Raw genomic sequence first — 19693 nt, 5'->3', positions numbered from 1 at the left:
TTTAGCGCTTGCGCGGCGGTGGCAGGTCGGTGCACACGCCTTCGTACACTTCGGCCGCCATGCCGATCGACTCACCGAGCGTCGGATGGGGGTGGATCGTCTTGCCGATATCGACGCCGTCGGCGCCCATTTCGATGGCCAGCGCGATTTCTCCGATCATGTCGCCCGCATGGGTGCCGACGATGCCGCCGCCGACGATGCGGTGGGTCTCGGCATCGAACAGCAGCTTGGTGAAGCCCTCGTCGCGGCCATTGGCGACGGCGCGCCCGGAAGCGGCCCACGGGAAGTGGCCCTTCTCGAGCTTGATGCCCTTGGCCTTGGCCTCGTCCTCGGTGATGCCGACCCATGCCACTTCGGGATCGGTGTAGGCCACCGACGGAATCACCTTGACGTCGAAGAAGGCCTTCTCGCCGTGCGCCGCCTCGGCCGCCACGTGCGCCTCGTGCACCGCCTTGTGGGCCAGCATGGGCTGGCCGACCAGGTCGCCGATGGCGAAGATGTGTGGCACGTTGGTGCGCATCTGCTTGTCGACGGCGATGAAGCCTCGCTCGCTGACGGTCACGCCGGCCTTGTCGGCGGCCACCTTGGCGCCGTTCGGGCTGCGTCCGACCGCCACCAGCACCATGTCATAGAGCTGCGGCGGCGGCGCCGTGGCGCCTTCCTCGGCGGCGGCGAACGTCACCTTGATGCCCTCGGGGAGCGCTTCCACGCCCACCGTCTTGGTCTTGGTCATGATGTTGTCGAAGCGCGCTTCGTTGTACTTCTGCCAGACCTTGACCATGTCGCGGTCGGCGCCCTGCATCAGGCCGTCGAGCATTTCGACGACATCGATGCGCGCGCCCAGCGTCGAGTACACGGTGGCCATTTCCAGGCCGATGATGCCGCCGCCGATGACCAGCATTTTCTTTGGAATCGCGCGCAGTTCCAGCGCGCCCGTCGAATCGACGATGCGCGGATCTTCCGGCACGAACGGCAGGTTCACCACCGAAGAACCGGCGGCGATGATGGCCTGCTTGAAGGCGATGACGGTCTTGCTGCCGTCGCCGGCCGTCACTTCGATGTGGTGCGGACCGACGAACTGGCCGACGCCCTGCACCACCTTGACCTTGCGCGCCTTGGCCATGCCGGCCAGGCCGCCGGTCATCTTGCTGACCACTTTCTCTTTCCAGCCGCGCAGCTGGTCGATGTCGATGGCAGGCGCGGCGAAGCTGATGCCGTGCTTGGACATGGTGGCCGTCTCGTCGATCACCGCCGCCACGTGCAGCAGCGCTTTCGAGGGGATGCAGCCGACGTTCAGGCACACCCCGCCCAGGGTCGGATAGCGCTCGATCAGGACCGTGTCCATGCCCAGGTCGGCGGCACGGAAGGCGGCCGAATAGCCGCCGGGACCGGCGCCCAGCACCATCATCTCGCATTCGATGTCGGCCTTGCCGGCAAAGGACGCCGAGGCGGGCGCGGTGGCGGCCGGCGCAGCCGCCGGTGCGGCAGGTGCGGCGGCTGCAGGTGCGGCGGCTGCAGGTGCAGCGGCAGCGGGTGCGGCGGCAGCGGCGGCCTCTTCAAGCATCAGCAACAGCGAGCCTTCGGCCACCTTGTCGCCCACCTTGACTTTGAGCTCCCTGACCACGCCGGCGGCCGACGAGGGAATTTCCATGCTGGCCTTGTCGGACTCGACCGTGATCAGGGACTGGTCGGCCTTGATGGTGTCGCCCGCCTTGACCAGGATTTCGATGATCTCGACTTCCTTAAAATCGCCGATGTTGGGGACTTTGATTTCAATAGTGCTCATCGATGCTCCAATCACAGCAGGGTTTTGCGCAGGTCGGCCAGGATATCGGCCAGGTAGGCAGTAAAACGCGCGCCCATGGCGCCGTCGATGACGCGGTGGTCATACGACAGCGACAAGGGCAGCATCAGGCGGGGCTGGAATGCCTCGCCGTCCCACACCGGTTCCATCGCCGTTTTCGACAGGCCCAGGATCGCCACTTCGGGCGCATTGATAATCGGCGTGAAATACGTCCCGCCAATCCCGCCCAGCGACGAAATGGTGAACGACGCGCCCTGCATGTCGGTCGGCTTGAGCTTGCCGTCGCGCGCCTGCGCGGACAGTTCGCCCATCTCGGTGGCGATCTGCGACACGGTTTTTTTGTCGGCGTCTTTCAGCACGGGCACCACCAGCCCTTGCGGGGTGTCGGCGGCGAAGCCGATGTTGTAGTACTGCTTGAGGATCAGGCTGGCGCCGTCGGCCGACAGCGACGCATTAAACGCGGGGAATTTCTTCAGGGCGGTGACGGCGGCCTTGATGACAAACGCCAGCATGGTCAGCTTGACGGTCGACTTGGCCTTGGCCAGCGCGGCGTTTGACTCGACGCGGAACTGTTCCAGGTCCGTCACGTCCGACTTGTCGTACTGCGTCACGTGCGGGATCATGACCCAGTTGCGGTGCAGGTTCGGGCCGCTGATCTTCTTGATGCGCGACAGTGGCAGCTCTTCGGTCGTGCCGAATTTGCTGAAGTCGAGCGACGGCCATGGCAGCAGCGTCAGGCCGCCACCGGCGGCAGGCGCGGCGGCCGGCGCCTTGGCCACGGGACCTTCGGCGAGCACACCCTTGACGAAGTTCTGCACGTCGAGCTGGGTGATGCGGCCTTTCGGACCGCTGCCACCGACCCGGCCCAGATCGACACCGAGTTCGCGGGCGAACTTGCGGATCGAGGGAGAAGCGTGGGCCTTGGAGGCGTCCACCTGGGCGGCCGAGGGCGCGGCGGCGGCGGCCGGCGCGGCGACAGTCGCCGTGGCGGCGGCAGGGGCGGCGGCGGCGGCGGCAGCAGCAGCAGGTACGGCAGCAGCAGCAGCGGCAGGTGCAGCAGCAGCAGCAGCGGCCGGCGCGGCGGCGGCGCCGCCGCTGGCTTCGACCAGCAGCACCAGCGAGCCTTCGGCCACCTTGTCGCCCACCTTGACCTTGATTTCTTTCACCACGCCAGCCGTCGACGAGGGAATTTCCATGCTGGCCTTGTCCGATTCGACCGTCAGCAGCGACTGGTCGACCTTGATGGTGTCGCCCACCTTGACCATCAGTTCGATGACTTCGACTTCCTTGAAGTCGCCGATGTCGGGCACCTTGACTTCGACGATACCGCCGGCGGCCGCCGGCGCGGCAGCGGCTGGCGCCACAGCGACAGCCGGGGCGGCAGCCGCAGGGGCGGCGGCGGCAGCAGCAGCGGGAGCAGCGGCGGGGGCAGCGGCAGCGTCGGCCGCTTCCACCATCAGCACCAGCGAACCTTCGGCCACCTTGTCACCGACCTTGACCTTGATTTCTTTCACCACGCCGGCCGCCGACGATGGAATTTCCATGCTGGCCTTGTCCGACTCGACCGTCAGCAGCGACTGGTCGACCTTGATGGTGTCGCCCACCTTGACCATCAATTCGATCACTTCCACTTCCTTGAAATCGCCGATATCCGGGACCTTGACTTCCACAATGCTCATGGCATGACTCCGTTTTCTATTTGTTGGGACGTGAAGGGAGGCAGTCCCCGCGAGGCTGCCTCCCCACCACGAGCATTACTGGGTAACCGGATTGGGCTTGTTCGGATTGATGCCGTACTTGGCCACCGCTTCGGCCACCGTCGACAGCGGCAGCACGCCTTCGTCGGCGAGCGCCTTGAGCGCGGCCACCGTGACGTAGTAGCGGTTGACCTCGAAGAATTCGCGCAGCTTGACGCGCGAATCGGAGCGGCCGAAGCCATCCGTGCCGAGCGCCGTGAAATGGCGACCGGTCGGCACGTACGGGCGGATCTGGTCGGAGAACAGGCGCACGTAGTCGGTGGTGGAGATGATCGGACCGGTCGTCGATTGCAGCAATTGGGTCGCATACGGCACGCGCTGTTCGGCGGTCGGGTTGACCATGTTCCAGCGCTCGCAATCGGCGCCGTCGCGGGCCACCATGGTCAGCGATGGCGCCGACCAGACGTCGGCGGCGATGCCCCAGTCGTTCATCAACAGCTCGGCGGCGAAAATCGATTCGCGCAGGATGGTGCCCGAGCCGATCAGCTGCACGCGCGCCTTGGCCTCTTGCGGGCCTTCCTGCAACAGGTACATGCCCTTGAGGATCTGCTGCTCGGTGCCCTGGTGCAGGCCTGGCATCGGGTAGTTCTCGTTCATCAGGGTGATGTAATAAAACACGTCTTCCTGCTCGTCGACCATGCGGCGCAGGCCGTCCTGGACGATCACCGCCACTTCGTGGGCGAAGGTGGGGTCGTAGGGCATGCAGTTGGGGACGGTGGCGGCGAAGATGTGGCTATGGCCGTCTTCGTGCTGCAAGCCTTCGCCGTTGAGGGTAGTGCGCCCTGCCGTGCCGCCCATCAGGAAGCCGCGTGCACGCATGTCGCCGGCGGCCCATACCAGGTCGCCGATGCGCTGCATGCCGAACATCGAGTAGAAGGTGTAGAACGGGATCATGACGCGGTTGTTGGTCGAGTACGACGTCGCCGCGGCGATCCACGAGCTCATGCCGCCCGCTTCATTGATACCCTCCTGCAGAATCTGGCCGGCCTTGTCTTCGCGGTAGTACATCACCTGGTCCTTGTCGACCGGCTCGTACAACTGGCCCTGCTGGTTGAAAATACCGATCTGGCGGAACAGCCCTTCCATGCCGAAGGTGCGCGATTCGTCGACCAGGATCGGCACGATGCGCTGGCCCAGGCTCGGGTCGCGCAGCAGCGTCGAAATGATCCGCACAAAACTCTGCGTGGTGGAGATTTCGCGGCCTTCGGCGGTGGCGTCGAGCACGTTCTGGAACGCCGACAGGGGGGGAATGGTCAGCTTCTCGTCCGCTTTCGGGCGGCGCTGCGGCAGGTAGCCGCCCAGCGCCTTGCGGCGCTCGTGCAGATACACCATTTCCGGGGCGTCGTCGGCCGGCTTGAAGAAAGGGATGTCGGCCAGCTGGTCGTCCGGGATCGGGATGGCGAAGCGGTCGCGCATTTCGCGGATGGCGTCGTCGTCGAGCTTCTTGGTCTGGTGCGCCGTGTTGCGCGCTTCGCCCGATTTGCCCATGCCGAAGCCCTTGACGGTTTTCACCAGCAGGACCGTGGGGGTGCCCTTGTTCTCTTGCGCGACCTTGAAGGCGGCGTAGATTTTATGCGGGTCGTGACCGCCCCGGGTGAGGCGCCAGATGTCGTCGTCGGTCATGTTGGCGACCATTTTCAGCAGCTCCGGGTGCTTGCCGAAGAAGTGCTTGCGCACGTACGCGCCGTCCTTGGCCTTGTAGTTCTGGTATTCGCCGTCGACGGTTTCCATCATCACGCGCTGCAGGATGCCGTCCTTGTCCTTGGCCAGCAGGGCGTCCCAGCCGGGACCCCACACCACCTTGACGACGTTCCAGCCAGCGCCGCGGAAGTCCGCTTCGAGTTCCTGGATGATCTTGCCGTTGCCGCGCACGGGACCGTCCAGGCGCTGCAGATTACAGTTGACGACCATGACGAGGTTGTCGAGACGCTCGCGCGCGGCCATGCCGATCGCGCCCATCGATTCGGGCTCGTCCATCTCGCCGTCGCCGCAGAAGACCCACACCTTGCGGTTGCCGGTGTCGGCGATGCCGCGCGCGTGCAGGTATTTCAGGAAGCGCGCCTGGTAGATCGCCATCAGCGGGCCCAAGCCCATCGACACGGTGGGGAACTGCCAGAAGGTCGGCATCAGTTTCGGGTGCGGGTACGAGGACAGGCCCTTGCCATCGACTTCGCGGCGGAAATTGAGCAACTGGTCTTCGGACAGGCGTCCTTCGAGGAAGGCGCGCGCGTACACGCCGGGCGAGGAGTGGCCCTGGATGTACAGCAGGTCGCCGCCATGGGTGTCGGTGGGGGCGTGCCAGAAGTGGTTGAAGCCGATGCCGAGCATATTGGCCAGCGAGGCGAACGAGGAAATGTGGCCGCCCAGGTCACCGTCGACGCGGTTGGCCTTGACCACCATCGCCATCGCGTTCCAGCGCATCCACGAGCGCAGGCGCTCTTCGTATTCCAGGTTGCCGGGGCAATGGGTTTCCAGGTGGGTGGGAATGGTGTTGACGTAGGCGGTATTGCTGGAAAACGGGATGTGGGCGCCACGGCGACGGGCCAGGTCGACCAGCCGCTCCATCAGGTAATGGGCACGCTCCGGTCCCTCGTTTTCAATCACGGCTTCGAGTGCTTCGAGCCATTCCTTGGTTTCGAGGGTGTCCGGGTCGTTGGCGGCCTGGGCCGTCAACTGATCGAGTTGAGCTGACATTGATGCGTCTCCTTGTGGTGGGCGCCCTACCAGGCTGGCGATGCGGTGCATCAGCCGGCGGACGGTTGTCTGGTGTATTTACCAGGTCATAAAGTGGAAGCCTATCCTAGTATAAAGATTCTAACAGCACTTCTGAAATATCTCAAATGGCGATATATGATTTCATATTGTGGAACGACACCGCTTTTTCCCGCGGCGCCAGTGCGTACGGGCGCGGCGCGAACCTGGCGTGCGCCTTATAATCGCGGTTCCTCTCCGCTTCTTCTACTTATATATCCCTATGTCCGCACAACTGATCGATGGCGTCGCCCTTTCCCACACCCTGCGTAGCGAGATCGCCCGTCGCGCCGCCGCCCTCGCCGCCCGCGGCAAGCAACCGGGCCTGGCGGTGATCCTGGTGGGCGCCGACCCGGCCAGCCAGGTCTACGTGCGCAACAAGGTCAAGGCCTGCGCCGACGTGGGCTTTCACTCGGTGCTGGAAAAATACGAAGCGGAAATGACGGAAGCGGACCTGCTGGCGCGCATCGCCGCCCTGAACGTCGACCCCGCCATCCACGGCATCCTGGTGCAGATGCCCTTGCCGCGCCACATCAACCCGCACAAGGTGATCGAGGCGATCTCGACCACCAAGGATGTCGACGGCTACTCGGTGCTGTCGGCCGGCGAACTGATGACGGGCCTGCCCGGCTTTCGCCCCTGCACGCCCTACGGCTGCATGAAACTGATCGAGAGCACCGGCGTCGACCTGCGCGGCAAGCACGCGGTGGTGATTGGCCGCAGCAACACGGTGGGCAAACCAATGGCCCTGCTGCTCTTGCAAGCGAACGCCACCGTCACCATCTGCCATAGTGCGACGCCGGACCTGGGCCTGTACACCCGGCAAGCCGATGTGGTGGTGGCCGCCGTCGGTCGCCGCAACACCTTGACGGCCGACATGGTCAAGCCGGGCGCCATCGTCATCGATGTGGGCATGAACCGCGACGATGCGGGCAAGCTGTGCGGCGATGTCGACACCGCGGCGGTGGCCCAGGTGGCCGCCTTCATCACCCCGGTGCCGGGCGGCGTCGGGCCGATGACGATCACCATGCTGTTGATGAATACCGTGGAAGCGGCCGAGCGCGAGCCGGGCTGAACGAACGGCACGAAAAAATCCGGCCGGGGCGCACACGCTGTGCGCTTCGTCGGCGTCTGAATCTGACATTGGAAAGCACCCATCATGACTACTGAAACCATTTCCAACCCCTTGCTCGATTTTTCGGGCCTGCCCCGCTTCGACGCCATCCGCCCAGAACACGTGTCCGCGGCCGTCGATGCGCTCATCGCCGAGGCGAGCGCCGTGGTAAGCCGGCTCGAGCAGCCTGCCGACACCGTCAGCTGGGACGACTTCGTCACCCCGCTGGAAGTGGCCACCGAGCACCTGGGCCGCGCCTGGGGCATCGTCAACCACCTCAACAGCGTGATGGACACGCCGGAATTGCGCGCCGTCTACAACGACAACCAGCCGAAGGTGACGGAGTTCTGGACGGCGCTGTCGCAAAACGAGGCCCTGTTCGCCAAGTACAAGCAATTAAAGGCCAACCCCGACACCGTCAACCTGGCGCCGGCGCGCAAGAAAATCATCGACAACGCCCTGCGCGACTTCCGCCTGGGCGGCGCCGAATTGCCCGAATCGAAAAAAGCGCGCTTTGCCGACATCCAGGAACAGCACGCCGCCGTGAGCACCCGCTTCTCTGAAAACGTGCTCGACGCCACCAACGACTACCAGCTCGTGGTGGCCGACGTGGCCGACCTCGACGGCGTGCCCGACGATGCCCGCCAGGCCGCGCACGCCGCCGCCGAAGCGGCCGGCAAGACGGGCTACCTGTTCACACTGCACTACCCCAGCTATTTCCCGGTGCTGCAATTTGCCCACAAGCGCAGCCTGCGTGAAACCATTTACCGCGCCAGCGCCACCAAGGCGTCCGAAATGGGCACCGTGTTTTCCGAGCTGGAAAAATGGGACAACACGGCCAACATCGCCACCTTGCTCAAACTGCGCGACGAAGAAGCCAAACTGCTCGATTACCGCAACTTCGCCGAAGTGTCGCTGGTGCCGAAAATGGCCCAGAGCCCCGAGCACGTCATCGAATTCCTGGAAGACCTGGCGCGCCGGGCCCGCCCCTACGCCGAGAAAGACCTGGCCGAACTGCGCGCCTTCGCCAGCGAACACCTGGGCATCGCCCAGCTCGAAGCCTGGGACCTCGCCTACGCCTCGGAAAAACTGCAGGAACAGCGTTACGCGTTTTCCGCCCAGGAAGTCAAACAGTACTTCCCCGAACCGAAAGTGGTCGACGGCCTGTTCAAGCTGGTCGAACAACTGTTTTCCGTGTCGATTGGGCCTGACACGGCCGCCGTCTGGCATCCCGATGTGCGCTTCTTCCGCATCGAGCGCGACGGCGAACTGATCGGCCAGTTCTACCTCGACCTGTACGCCCGCGCCGGCAAGGGCGGCGGCGCCTGGATGGACGATGCGCGCGGTCGCCGGCTCGACATCGGCGGCGCCGTGCAAACGCCGATTGCCTATCTCACCTGCAACTTCACCCCGCCCGCCACCGTCGACGGCGTGCAGCAAAGCTCGCTGTTCACCCACGACGAGGTCACCACCCTGTTCCACGAATTCGGTCACGGCCTGCACCACATGCTCACGCAAGTCGATGAAATCGGCGTGTCCGGCATTTCCGGCGTCGAGTGGGATGCAGTGGAATTGCCGTCCCAGTTCATGGAAAATTTCTGCTGGGAGTGGGAAGTACTGCAACAGCTGACCGGCCACGTCAAGACGGGCGAGCCACTGCCCCGCGCCCTGTACGACAAGATGCTGGCCGCCAAAAATTTCCAGTCGGGCATGCAGACGCTGCGCCAGGTGGAGTTTTCCCTGGTCGACATGCATTTGCACTACGACTTCGATCCCGCCAGCGAGCAAAGCGTGCAGGAACTCATCAATGACGTCCGTCAAAAGTTTTCCGTCATGATGCCGCCCGCCTTCAACCGTTTCCAACACTCGTTCGGGCATATTTTTGCCGGCGGCTACGCAGCCGGGTACTATAGCTACAAGTGGGCGGAAGTCTTGTCCGCCGACGCCTACGCCGCCTTCGAAGAAGCGGTGGCGGCCGGTGGCGGCAGCCTGTCGGCCGATACGGGCAAGCGTTTTCAGCAAGAAATCCTGGCCGTCGGCGGCTCGCGCCCCGCGCTCGAATCGTTCAAGGCCTTCCGCGGGCGCGAACCGAGCATCGACGCCTTGTTGCGCCACAGCGGCATGGGTTCCTGACGGGCCCCGGCCGGGTTTTTTGGAGACGGTATGACGGTGACGTGGGTGAGGCGGCAAGCCGGCAGCAAGCAGCGGGGGGCGCAGCGCCTGCCGGCGGCCTGCCTGTGCGCGCTGGTGCTGGCGCTGGCGGCCGCGAGCGCCAGTGCGCAAATGTATCGCTGGAAAGACGCCAACGGTGTCACCCACTTCAGCGACCAGCCGCCGCCTGAACCGGCGCCCGCCCGCGCTGGCGCCAGGCCGCCTGCCCGGCCCGCCGTCGCCGCCGTGCCCGGCGGGGGTGGCGCCAGCCTGCCGTCCCTGCCCTACGCCTTGAGCGAGGCGGTGCGGCGCCATCCCGTGGTCCTCTACACCACCTCGTCCTGCGAGGCCTGCGACCAGGGCCGCGCCCTGTTGCAACAGCGGGGCGTGCCGTTCACGGAAAAAACCGTCCACTCCAACGACGACCAGCAGCAACTCAAGGCGGCGGGCAGCGATGCCCGCCTGCCCCTGCTGCTGGTCGGCGCGGGCAAGCAGATCGGCTTCGAAGCACAGGCCTGGCAGGAAGCGCTGACGGCGGCCAGCTATCCGCTGCAATCGCGTTTGCCGGCGGGCTGGCGGGCGGCGCCGGCACTGGCCGCGGCGCCGCCGCCAACGCCCGATCCCGTCATGGCGCCACCGGCGCCGGCACCAGCATCGCCAAAGCCGGCGGCCGAGAATGCGCCGCCCGGTTTTCAATTCTGACCATGGTCAGCTTTTCCTTTCAAAGGCGCGCATGACCCGTATCGATTTTCACACCAATATCCCCGACAAGCTCGCCTACGCCTGCCGCCTGGCCCGCAAGGCCTACGCGGCCGGCGGCAAGCTGGTGCTGCTGACCGAGGACGCCGCCCAGGCGACGCAGCTGGACGCGGCCCTGTGGAGCGTGTCCGACACCGATTTTCTGCCGCACGTGCTGGCCGGTGACGCGCTGGCGGCGCAGACGCCGATACTCGTCACCGACGACGATGGGGCCGATTTCCCCCATGGCGACATGCTGGTCAACCTGAGTCGCCGCACGCCCCAGCGCGTCGAGCGTTTCCAGCGTGTATTTGAAATCATTTCCCTCGACGAGGCCGACGCTGCCGAAGGGCGCAAGCGCTACGTCGCCTACAAAAAACAGGCATTTCCCTTGACCCACTTTGTTGCAGGCCAGCCATGAGCAATTCCCCCCCCTTCGATGCCGGCATTCCCGTCCTCACGGAAGTGTTCCAGGAGCCGCCCGCGGCAGCGCAGGTCGACTGGGAGGCGCTCGAACGCCGCCTGTTCGAGCACCTGATGGAAAACCTCCACGGCCAGATCGAATCTGCCGTCGAGCGTGCCATGCAACAGGCGATGGGCGAGATCCGCCAGGGCGTGCGCGCGGCGGTGCGTGAAATCATCGCGCGCGAAGTCGGGCACGGGTAGACGGGGGCGCCCGCGCCGCGCCACTTGCATCTGCTGACAAACTTGCCGGGCCCGCCGGGCAGCGGGTCTGCACGGCTGCGTTTACCACTTTGCGAAGCCGACAATTTGTTGTACCGTTTGCCCTTACGTAAATTCTGATCAACAACCTTTGGAGAATGTCCATGCAGTTCACCACCAAGCTGATTCCTCTCGCCATTGCCCTCGCCTTTGCCGGCAGCGCCAGCGCACAAGAGGTGGTCAAGATCGGGCACGTCGCACCCATCTCGGGTCCCAGCGCCCACTTGGGCAAGGACAACGAGAACGGCGCCCGCATGGCCATTGAAGAACTCAATGCCAAGGGTTTTACGATCAACGGCAAGAAGGTCACCCTGCAACTGCTGACGGAAGACGACGGCGCCGATCCGAAGCAAGGCACGGCCGTGGCCCAGAAGCTGGTCGATGCTAAGGTCAACGGCGTGATCGGCCACCTCAATTCCGGCACCACCGTACCGGCCTCGCGCATCTACAACGATGCCGGCATTCCGCAGATTTCGCCGTCGGCCACCATCCCCGTCTACACCAAGCAAGGTTTCAAGGGCGCCTTCCGCGTCGTCGCCAATGACAACAAGCTCGGCGGCACGCTGGGCCGTTACGCCGTCGACAAACTCGGCGCCAAAAGCATCGCCGTGATCGACGACCGCACCGCCTACGGCCAGGGCGTCGCCGACGAATTCATCAAGGGCGCCAAGGCCAAGTTCCCCGGCGTCAAAATGGTCGGCAAAGAATTTACCACCGACAAAGCCACCGACTTCACCGCCATCCTGACCTCGATCAAGGCGAAAAAGCCCGACCTGGTCTTCTTCGGCGGCATGGATTCGGTGGGCGGCCCCATGCTCAAGCAAATGAAAGCACTGGGCATCACCGCCAAGTTCATGGGTGGCGACGGCGTCTGTACGGAAGCGGTGGCCCGCCTGGCCGGCGACGGCATCGGCGAAGGCACCATGGTGTGCGCCGAAGCGGGCGGTGTCGAGGGCGCGCAAGAGAAAGTCATGGCCGACTTCGTGACCCGCTACAAGAAAAAATACAATGCCGACGTGCAGATCTACGCACCGTATGTGTACGACGCGGTGATGACGATGGCGACCGCCATGCAAAACGCCAAGTCGGCCGATCCTGCCGTCTATTTGCCTGAACTGAAAAAAATCAAGTACCAGGGCGTGACCGGTCTGATTCAGTTCGACAACTTCGGCGACATCAAGGATGGCGCGCTGACCTTGTTCACCTACAAGGGCGGCAAGAAAACCAAGATCGAAGTGGTGCGTTAAACGCGGCAAGGGCTGGCAAGCGCTGCCAGCCCCCATCGTGTCCCCCATAAAAAAACGCGCCCTCGGCGCGTTTTTTTGTGTCCGCTTCGCTTACTTCTGCGACAGCACCCACTTGACCAGCGTATGCGCCTCGGCGTCGCTCACCTGCGGGTTGGCCGGCATCGGCACCGCACCCCAGGAACCGCTGCCGCCTTTTAAGACCTTGGCCGCGAGTTTAGCTTCAGCATCTTTCTGACCGGAATACTTGGCGGCGACGTCCTTGAAAGCGGGACCCACCAGCTTGGTGGCGACCGCGTGGCATGCCATGCAATTTTTGGCCTTGGCCAGATCGGCGTTGGCCATCGCACTGGTCGATGCCAGAGAGGTCGCCACAACGGTGAACAGCATGCCCAGCATCTTCGAACGTTTCATTGCAAATCTCCAAAAGTAAGGACCAGATGGCATATTCTAACAAGATTACACCCTGCCCTTGTCAGCGTTACATTCGAACACGCTTTATGCAGAGGCGGCTTGACCACAAGTCGCCCGCGCCGTGCGTTTATTTGCCCTGCTGCACTAAAACCTTTGTAAGATGGCGTATTCAAGGAGTTCCCATGCCACTTATCATCATCATTGCAGCGTTGATCCCCCTGCGCTATTTCGAAGTGTGGAAGTTCGCCGACATGTCGTGGTGGTGGGTGATCGGGGCGATGGGCGCGGCCTTCATCTGGTTCGAATTCATCGAAAAAATGCTGGGCCTGGATAAAAAGAAGGCCCATGACGTCGACGAGGCACGCCGCAAGGCGCGGGTGGCGGCGTCGTTCGAGAAAAAGCGCAAGTAGGCTGAAAATACACCGCCGGCCGCGCGCGGTATGATGGCGCTCCTGTTTTGCGTCATACGGCATCCCGATTGCCGCTCCATCCAATGACATCGCTATGAACCTCGAATTGCGCCAGTTGCGCTATTTCGTCACGGTCGCTGAAGAATTGCACTTCGGCCGCGCCGCCGTGCGCTTGCACATGACCCAGCCACCCCTGTCGCAAGCGATCCTGGGGCTCGAAGCCCTGCTGGGCGCCGCGCTGTTCGAGCGCAGCCGGCGCAGCGTGGCGCTCACGCCCGCCGGTGCGGCCCTGCTGCCCGAGGCCAGGCGCCTGCTGGCCCAGTCGGGCGAACTGGCGGCACTGGTACGCGCCGCCGCCGCCGGCGAGAGCGGCCGGCTGGCGCTGGCCTTCGTCTCCTCGGCCGATTACAGCGTGTTGCCGCCGTTCCTGCGCAACTACCGGGCCGCCTTTCCCCAGGTGCAGATCGTGCTGCAGGAGGCGACCTCGGATGTGCAGGTCGACGACCTGCTGCACAACCGCATCGACGTCGGCCTGTTGATCCCGCCCTTGCCGGACAAGGCCCGCGCCGAACTCGATTACCTGAAACTGCTCGATGAGCCGCTGATCCTGGCGCTGCCGACCGGCTTGCTGCCGGCCGGCCCGGTGGCGCTGCGCGAGGCCCCGTCCCTGCCACTGATCATTTTCCCCCGCCCCATCGCCCCTGCCCTGCATGACGCCATCCTCGGCTGCTTCGCCAGCGCCGGTCTGACGCCGGCCATCGGCCAGCAGGCGATCCAGATGCAAACCATTGTCAGCCTGGTATCAGCGGGCATGGGCATGGCACTTGTGCCACAATCCGTGTCGAACCTGATGCGCCCCGGCGTCGACTACCGCCCGTTGCGCGATGCCACGCCGCTGGTCGAGACGGGCTGCGCGTGGCGCCGTGACAACAGCTCGCCCGTGCTGCAGGGATTTTTGGAACTATTAAGAAAGACACACTGATGCTCACTCACCCGATGCCCGACCCCGTGGCATTTTCGCTCGGCCCCGTGCAGGTGCACTGGTATGGATTGATGTACGTGCTCGCCTTCGGCCTGTTCCTGGCGCTGGGCCGCGTGCGCATCGCCCAGCCGCACATTGCCGCCCAGGGCTGGAAAAAGGAAGACCTCGACGACATGCTGTTTTACGGCATGCTGGGGGTGATCATCGGCGGCCGCCTGGGCGAGGTGTTCTTTTACACGCCCCGCTTGTTCCTCAACGATCCGCTGGAAGTGTTCAAGGTCTGGCACGGCGGCATGTCCTTCCACGGCGGCTTCATCGGCGTGCTGGTGGCGATGGCCCTGTGGTCGCGCAAGGTGGGCCGCAATGTGCTCGACGTGCTCGATTTTATCGCCCCGCTGGTGCCGCTCGGGTACGCCGCCGGCCGCCTCGGCAACTTCATCAACGCCGAACTGCCCGGCCGCGTGGCCGACGCCGCCCTGCCGTGGGCGATGCGCTGGCCCGACACGCGCTATGCGCTGCAGCCCGCGCCCGTGTTCCTCGAGGGCTTGCGCCATCCATCGCCGATCTACCAGATGCTCATCGACGGCCTGCTGGTGTTCGTCATCGTCTGGCTGTATTCGCGCTCGGCGCGGCCACGGCTGGCGGTGGGCGCGCTGTTCACCACCCTGTATGGCTGCGCGCGCTTTTTCACCGAGTATTTCCGCGTGCCGGACTGGCAGGTGACGGTGGCGGGATTGCCCGTCACCTCGGGGCAGATGCTGTCGCTGCCGATGATCGTGGGCGGCCTGCTGATGCTGGCCTGGGCCTATCGGCATCCCCATTTCGCGGGGCAGGCAGCGCGCTGAGGCGCGTGCCTTGCCCCTTCAGGCGCGGTACAGCACCGCGCCCTTCCACAGCATGTACAGCGCCAGCGCGTACAGGATGAATGCGAACGAGCGGCGCAGGCGCCGCACCGGCCAGCGGTGCGCGGTGCGCGCGCCCAGTGGCGCCATCAACACGCTGGCGGTCGCGATGATCGCCAGCGCGGGCACATAAATAAAGCCCAGCGAGTGCGCCGGCAGCGTCGCCTCGCCCAGGCCGAACCAGATGTTGGCCAGCGTCCCCGCCAGCGCGATGGGAAAGCCCAGCGCCGCGCTGGTGGCCACCGCGTTGTGGATGCGCACGCTGTACCAGCTCATGAAGGGAATCGAGACGAAGCCGCCGCCGGCGCCCACCAGGCCGGCCAGGATGCCGATGCCGCCGCCGGCGGCGAACATGGCCGGCTTGCCCGGCAGCGGGTGCTGCGAAGCCGGCTTGGTATCGATCAGCATCTGGGTCGCCGCCACCGCCACGAAGGCGCCGAAGAACAGCGCCATCACCATCGGGTTCATCTGCTTGCCGATCCACGGCCCGATCCACGAGCCGGCCAGGATGCCGGGGGTGAACTGGCGCACGATATCCCAGCGCACCGCGCCCTTGAGGTGATGGGCGCGCACCGAGGAAATCGACGTAAACACGATGGTGGCAAGGCAGGTGGCGATGGCCATGTGGACGATCAGCGCGGGCGGAAAACCCAGCGACGTAAACACCATCGTCATGAACGGCACCAGGATCATGCCGCCGCCGATGCCCAGCAAACCGGCGGCGAAGCCGCCGAACACGCCCATTGCACAAAGGGCCGCTATCAGGGTCCAGCTCATTGCATACTCATTTTGACATGTGACCGCATCGCGGGTCGTTGACGGGCAAGGCCCGGGTGAGCGCATTTTACGCTCGACCCGGGCCCGCTGCCGATCAACCGTGCAAATGGGGCAATGCGGTCAGAACTGCTCCCACTCGTCGGCCGCGCTGACCGCGGCCAGCCGGCGCGGCGCGCCCGCTTTCGCCGGCGCCGCTGGCGGCTTGCCTTGCGCCTCCCCTTGCGCCTTCGGCACCACCATCAGCGTGGGCGGCTGCGCCGGCCGCGCCGGCGCAGCCGCCGCCGGCTGGACGTGGCCGCCCGCCAGCTTGAAGACACTGACCGCCTCGGCCAGGTGGGCCGCCTGATCCTGCATCGACGCCGCCGCCGCCGCCGCCTGTTCCACCAGCGCCGCGTTCTGCTGCGTCACCGCGTCCATGTCGGTGATGGCCAGGTTGATCTGGGCGATGCCCGCTTCCTGCTCGTGGTTGGCCGAACTGATCTCGCCCATGATGTCGGTGACCCGCTGCACGCTCGCCACCAGGTCCGTCATGGTGCTGCCGGCCTGCTGCACCAGGCTCTGGCCGATGTCGACCTGGGTCACCGAGGCGGCAATCAAACCCTTGATCTCCTTGGCGGCGGTGGCCGAACGCTGCGCCAGGTTGCGCACCTCCGAGGCCACCACGGCAAAGCCGCGTCCCTGCTCGCCCGCGCGCGCCGCCTCGACGGCGGCGTTCAGGGCCAGGATATTGGTCTGGAAAGCGATGCCGTCGATGACGCCGATGATGTCGACGATCTTGCGCGAGGCATCGTTGATCGAGCCCATGGTACCGACCACCTGGGCCACCACCGCGCCGCCCTTGACGGCGGTCTGCGAGGCGGCGATGGCCAGCTGGTTGGCCTGGCGCGCATTGTCCGCGTTCTGCTTGACGGTGGCGGCCATCTCCTCCATCGACGAGGCGGTTTCCTCCAGCGAGGCGGCTTGCTGCTCGGTGCGCGCCGACAGGTCGAGGTTGCCAGCGGCGATCTGCGCGGAGGCGGTGGCGATGGTGTCGGTGCCGGTACGGACATCGCCGACGATTTTTTGCAGGTTGCCGTTCATGTCCGACAAAGCCTGCAGCAGCCTGCCCGTTTCGTCGCCGCGGTCGACCGTGATGGTGCTGGTCAGATCGCCGTCGGCGACCATGCGCGCCACCGCCACCGCCTGCTCGATGGGGCCGGTGATGCTGCGGTTGACCAGGAAAGCGACGGCGGCGGCCAGCACGCTGGCGACACCGGCCAGCACCAGCACCATCAGCCGGGTGGCGCGGGCAGTCGCCTCGGCGTGTTCACCCGAGGCCAGCATCAACTTGGCCTGGAAGTCGGACAATTTGTCGAGTGCGTCAAAATAGGCCTGGTTCACCGGCCGCACATTTTCGGCCAGGTGCTTCATCGCCTCCTCCTTGCGCCAGCCCTGGGCCAGCTCGATGAGGATGTCGCGCTCCTTGATGAAGGCGGCGCGCTGCTTGGCGATGTCGGCCAGCATGGCGCGCCCTTCCGCCGAAGTGACTGTCTTGTCCAGCGTGGCGAGCGTGGCGGTGATCACGCGCGAGCTCTTTTCCATGCTCGTGTATTGCTGGTTCAGGGTCGACACATCCGACAGCAGCAGCAGGTTGCGCATATTGCGCGACGTTTCGTTGAGCTCGTCGCGGATCTTGTGCACCAGCACGGTCTTGGGAAAACGGTCGGCATTGCTCATATGGATCTCGGCGGTGACTTCGCCAATGCGCAGGTAGGCCAGCCCCGCCATCAGCAGCATCACCGCGATAACAACGGCGAAACCGAGTCCGAGACGGCGGCCGATGGTGAAATTTTTCATGGGAATCTCATTTATATCATGCGTCAACAGCGGTGGAGGGGCCGCGGCCCCGTCGTGGCGAATGGCGTCATTCGGTCAGCCTCCCTGCCACCGCGAACGCTCGCGCGGGTGGCGCGCAGCAGGCACGCTCGAACACATCCATGCGACGATAGTAGGCCGCATGTTTATCTAGGGCAATAGTTAGATCGGCGTAGTGATGCGATCTGTTGTAAGTACGGGCGCCGCACGAGGTTCGCTTGCGCTGTACGCAATTGTGTGGGTGGGGAACGGCGCTGGCGACACGGGGCCGCTGAGAAAACGGGGGCAGGCGCCCCCGTCGGTCACCTTAAAACTGTTCCCATTCATCGGTCGCAGCGGCGCTGGCCAGGCGTGGGGTGGCCGCCGCTGGGCGTGGCTTGGCGGCGGCGGCGCGGGGCGCCGGTGCGCGGGCGGCGGGGCGCAGCGGCGCAGGCGCACTGCCAGCGGCCGTTTTGAATACGCTCACCACACCGGCCAGTTGCGCCGCCTGTTGTTGCAGCGAGGCGGCGGCGGCCGAGGCTTCTTCCACCAGTGCCGCGTTCTGCTGGGTGACGACGTCCATGTCGGTGATGGCCAGGTTGATCTGGGCGATGCCCGCTTCCTGCTCGTGGTTGGCCGAGCTGATCTCGCCCATGATGTCGGTGACCCGCTGCACGCTCGAGACCAGGTCCGTCATGGTGCTGCCAGCCTGCTCCACCAGCCCCTGGCCGATGTCGACCTGGGCCACCGAGGCGTCGATCAAGCCCTTGATCTCCTTGGCGGCGGTGGCCGAACGCTGCGCCAGGTTGCGCACCTCCGAGGCCACCACGGCAAAGCCGCGTCCCTGCTCGCCCGCGCGGGCCGCCTCGACGGCGGCGTTCAGGGCCAGGATATTGGTCTGGAAGGCGATGCCGTCGATGACGGCGATGATGTCGACGATCTTGCGCGAGGCATCGTTGATCGAGCCCATGGTGCCGACCACCTGCGCCACCACGTCGCCCCCCTTGACGGCCGTCTGCGAGGCGGAAATGGCCAGTTGATTGGCCTGGCGCGCGTTGTCGGCGTTCTGCTTGACGGTGGCGGCCATCTCCTCCATCGACGAGGCGGTTTCCTCCAGCGAGGCGGCCTGCTGCTCGGTGCGCGCCGACAGGTCGAGGTTGCCAGCGGCGATCTGCGAGGAGGCGGTGGCGATGGTGTCGGTGCCAAGGCGCACCTCGCCGACGATCTTGTGCAAGCCGTCATTCATGTCCGACAGGGCTTGCAGCAGCAAGCCCGTTTCATCACGGCCGGTGACGACGAAAGTACTGGTGAGGTCGCCGTCGGCGACCCGGCGCGCCACCACCACCGCTTCGGCGATGGGGCGCACGATGCTGCGCGTGACGAGCCAGGCGATCAGCGCGCCGATCACGGTCGCCGATGCCGCCAGGGTCAGCAGCACGATTTTCGAGTTGGTAGCCTCACGCTCGGACTCCTGGGCCGAGTCGACCATCAGCTTGGTCTGAAAGGCCAGCATCTTGTCGAGGACGGCAAAATAGGCCAGATTGGCGGGGCGCACTTTGTCGCTCAGGTGCTTGAGCGCTTCGTCCTTGTTCTGCGCCTTCGTCAGCTCGAGGAAGGCGGTGCGCTCCTTCACAAAATCGGCCCGCCTGGCGCTGATCTCGGCAAACAGGGCGCGCCCCTCCGGCGCGCTGATCATCTTGTCGAGCTTGTCGAGGGCGGCGCTAATGGCGCGCGACGATTCCTCGATGTTGGCGTATTCGCCCTTGAGTATCTCGGGGTCGCTCAGCAGCAGCAGGTTGCGCATATTGCGCGCCGTTTCGTTCAGCTCGTCCTTGACCTGGTGCAGCAGTTCGGTCTTGGGAAAACGGTCCTCGTTGGTCAGGCGAATGTCGTCGAACAGTGCTCCCATGCGCAGATACGACAGGGTCCCCATCAGCAACAGCAGCGCGATGACGGCACCAAATCCAAGCCCGAGACGCTGGCCGATCATAAGATTTTTTGAAAACATGTCGATTCCTACAAGATGAGATTCGGCGCGCGCCAACCGCAGCGGCGACGCGGTGACCATGGCTGAGCGATCGGGCAGCAGCTTG

At 65.0% G+C, this 19693-nt stretch carries 16 protein-coding genes; 9 read left to right on the top strand and 7 right to left on the bottom strand.

Annotation, left to right across the window (positions count from 1 at the left end; genetic code table 11):
* Position 1: 1 nt before the first annotated feature.
* The 3 genes from lpdA to aceE all read right to left on the bottom strand — a co-directional run bounded on the left by lpdA (position 2) and on the right by aceE (position 6255).
* Entirely contained in the window at positions 2 to 1786 is a 1785-nt protein-coding gene (lpdA, locus tag ACP7EY_RS02470) for a dihydrolipoyl dehydrogenase (protein ID WP_426190124.1), read from the bottom strand.
* An 11-nt stretch (positions 1787 to 1797) separates the two neighbouring features.
* On the bottom strand, positions 1798 to 3483 hold the full coding sequence (gene aceF / locus ACP7EY_RS02465; RefSeq protein ID WP_426190122.1) for a dihydrolipoyllysine-residue acetyltransferase: 1686 nt from the start codon (positions 3481 to 3483) through the stop codon (positions 1798 to 1800).
* A 75-nt stretch (positions 3484 to 3558) separates the two neighbouring features.
* Complete coding sequence (gene aceE, locus ACP7EY_RS02460) at positions 3559 to 6255, bottom strand: pyruvate dehydrogenase (acetyl-transferring), homodimeric type (RefSeq protein WP_426190120.1); 2697 nt, start codon at positions 6253 to 6255, stop codon at positions 3559 to 3561.
* 280 nt (positions 6256 to 6535) lie between these two features.
* Between aceE and folD the strand changes: the two genes are divergently transcribed.
* From folD to ACP7EY_RS02430, 6 genes are all read left to right on the top strand, one after another.
* Positions 6536 to 7387 (top strand): bifunctional methylenetetrahydrofolate dehydrogenase/methenyltetrahydrofolate cyclohydrolase FolD, encoded by an 852-nt coding sequence (folD, locus tag ACP7EY_RS02455; RefSeq protein WP_426190118.1) that lies wholly within the window; start codon positions 6536 to 6538, stop codon positions 7385 to 7387.
* 84 nt (positions 7388 to 7471) lie between these two features.
* The gene (locus ACP7EY_RS02450) at positions 7472 to 9559 is read left to right on the top strand and encodes a M3 family metallopeptidase (protein WP_426190116.1); all 2088 of its coding nucleotides are present in this window, start codon (positions 7472 to 7474) and stop codon (positions 9557 to 9559) included.
* A 30-nt stretch (positions 9560 to 9589) separates the two neighbouring features.
* Positions 9590 to 10279: a DUF4124 domain-containing protein gene (locus ACP7EY_RS02445; RefSeq protein ID WP_426190114.1), complete on the top strand. Its 690-nt coding sequence runs from the start codon at positions 9590 to 9592 to the stop codon at positions 10277 to 10279.
* A gap of 31 nt (positions 10280 to 10310) precedes the next feature.
* Positions 10311 to 10736: a DNA polymerase III subunit chi gene (locus ACP7EY_RS02440; protein WP_426190112.1), complete on the top strand. Its 426-nt coding sequence runs from the start codon at positions 10311 to 10313 to the stop codon at positions 10734 to 10736.
* Positions 10733 to 10981: a hypothetical protein gene (locus ACP7EY_RS02435; protein WP_426190110.1), complete on the top strand. Its 249-nt coding sequence runs from the start codon at positions 10733 to 10735 to the stop codon at positions 10979 to 10981. Before ACP7EY_RS02440 ends, ACP7EY_RS02435 begins: the two co-directional genes overlap by 4 nt.
* 161 nt (positions 10982 to 11142) lie before the next feature.
* Entirely contained in the window at positions 11143 to 12285 is a 1143-nt protein-coding gene (locus tag ACP7EY_RS02430) for a branched-chain amino acid ABC transporter substrate-binding protein (protein WP_426190108.1), read from the top strand.
* Positions 12286 to 12375: 90 nt separating this feature from the next.
* Here the strand turns inward: ACP7EY_RS02430 and ACP7EY_RS02425 are convergent, their stop codons facing one another.
* Positions 12376 to 12696: a c-type cytochrome gene (locus tag ACP7EY_RS02425; protein ID WP_426190106.1), complete on the bottom strand. Its 321-nt coding sequence runs from the start codon at positions 12694 to 12696 to the stop codon at positions 12376 to 12378.
* A gap of 182 nt (positions 12697 to 12878) precedes the next feature.
* Here ACP7EY_RS02425 and ACP7EY_RS02420 point away from each other — a divergent pair, with 182 nt between their 5' ends.
* From ACP7EY_RS02420 to lgt, 3 genes are all read left to right on the top strand, one after another.
* Positions 12879 to 13106: a TIGR04438 family Trp-rich protein gene (locus ACP7EY_RS02420; RefSeq protein WP_426190104.1), complete on the top strand. Its 228-nt coding sequence runs from the start codon at positions 12879 to 12881 to the stop codon at positions 13104 to 13106.
* Between the two features lie 94 nt (positions 13107 to 13200).
* Positions 13201 to 14088, top strand: coding sequence for a LysR family transcriptional regulator (locus ACP7EY_RS02415; protein WP_426190102.1), 888 nt, complete (start codon positions 13201 to 13203; stop codon positions 14086 to 14088).
* A complete protein-coding gene (lgt, locus tag ACP7EY_RS02410; RefSeq protein ID WP_426190100.1) occupies positions 14088 to 14933 on the top strand; it encodes a prolipoprotein diacylglyceryl transferase in 846 nt (281 codons plus the stop codon). Before ACP7EY_RS02415 ends, lgt begins: the two co-directional genes overlap by 1 nt.
* Before the next feature lie 18 nt (positions 14934 to 14951).
* Here the strand turns inward: lgt and ACP7EY_RS02405 are convergent, their stop codons facing one another.
* The 3 genes from ACP7EY_RS02405 to ACP7EY_RS02395 form a co-directional block, all read right to left on the bottom strand.
* Positions 14952 to 15767: a sulfite exporter TauE/SafE family protein gene (locus ACP7EY_RS02405; RefSeq protein WP_426190098.1), complete on the bottom strand. Its 816-nt coding sequence runs from the start codon at positions 15765 to 15767 to the stop codon at positions 14952 to 14954.
* 120 nt (positions 15768 to 15887) lie between these two features.
* Positions 15888 to 17603: a methyl-accepting chemotaxis protein gene (locus tag ACP7EY_RS02400; protein WP_426190096.1), complete on the bottom strand. Its 1716-nt coding sequence runs from the start codon at positions 17601 to 17603 to the stop codon at positions 15888 to 15890.
* Between the two features lie 325 nt (positions 17604 to 17928).
* On the bottom strand, positions 17929 to 19608 hold the full coding sequence (locus ACP7EY_RS02395) for a methyl-accepting chemotaxis protein (RefSeq protein WP_426190094.1): 1680 nt from the start codon (positions 19606 to 19608) through the stop codon (positions 17929 to 17931).
* Positions 19609 to 19693 lie beyond the last annotated feature (85 nt).

It is taken from the genome of Massilia sp. DWR3-1-1 (assembly GCF_049898325.1).
GTDB lineage: Bacteria > Pseudomonadota > Gammaproteobacteria > Burkholderiales > Burkholderiaceae_D > JAFCUW01.
Note: the sequence above shows the minus strand (reverse complement) of the source record. Positions and strands in the feature narration are given on the sequence as shown.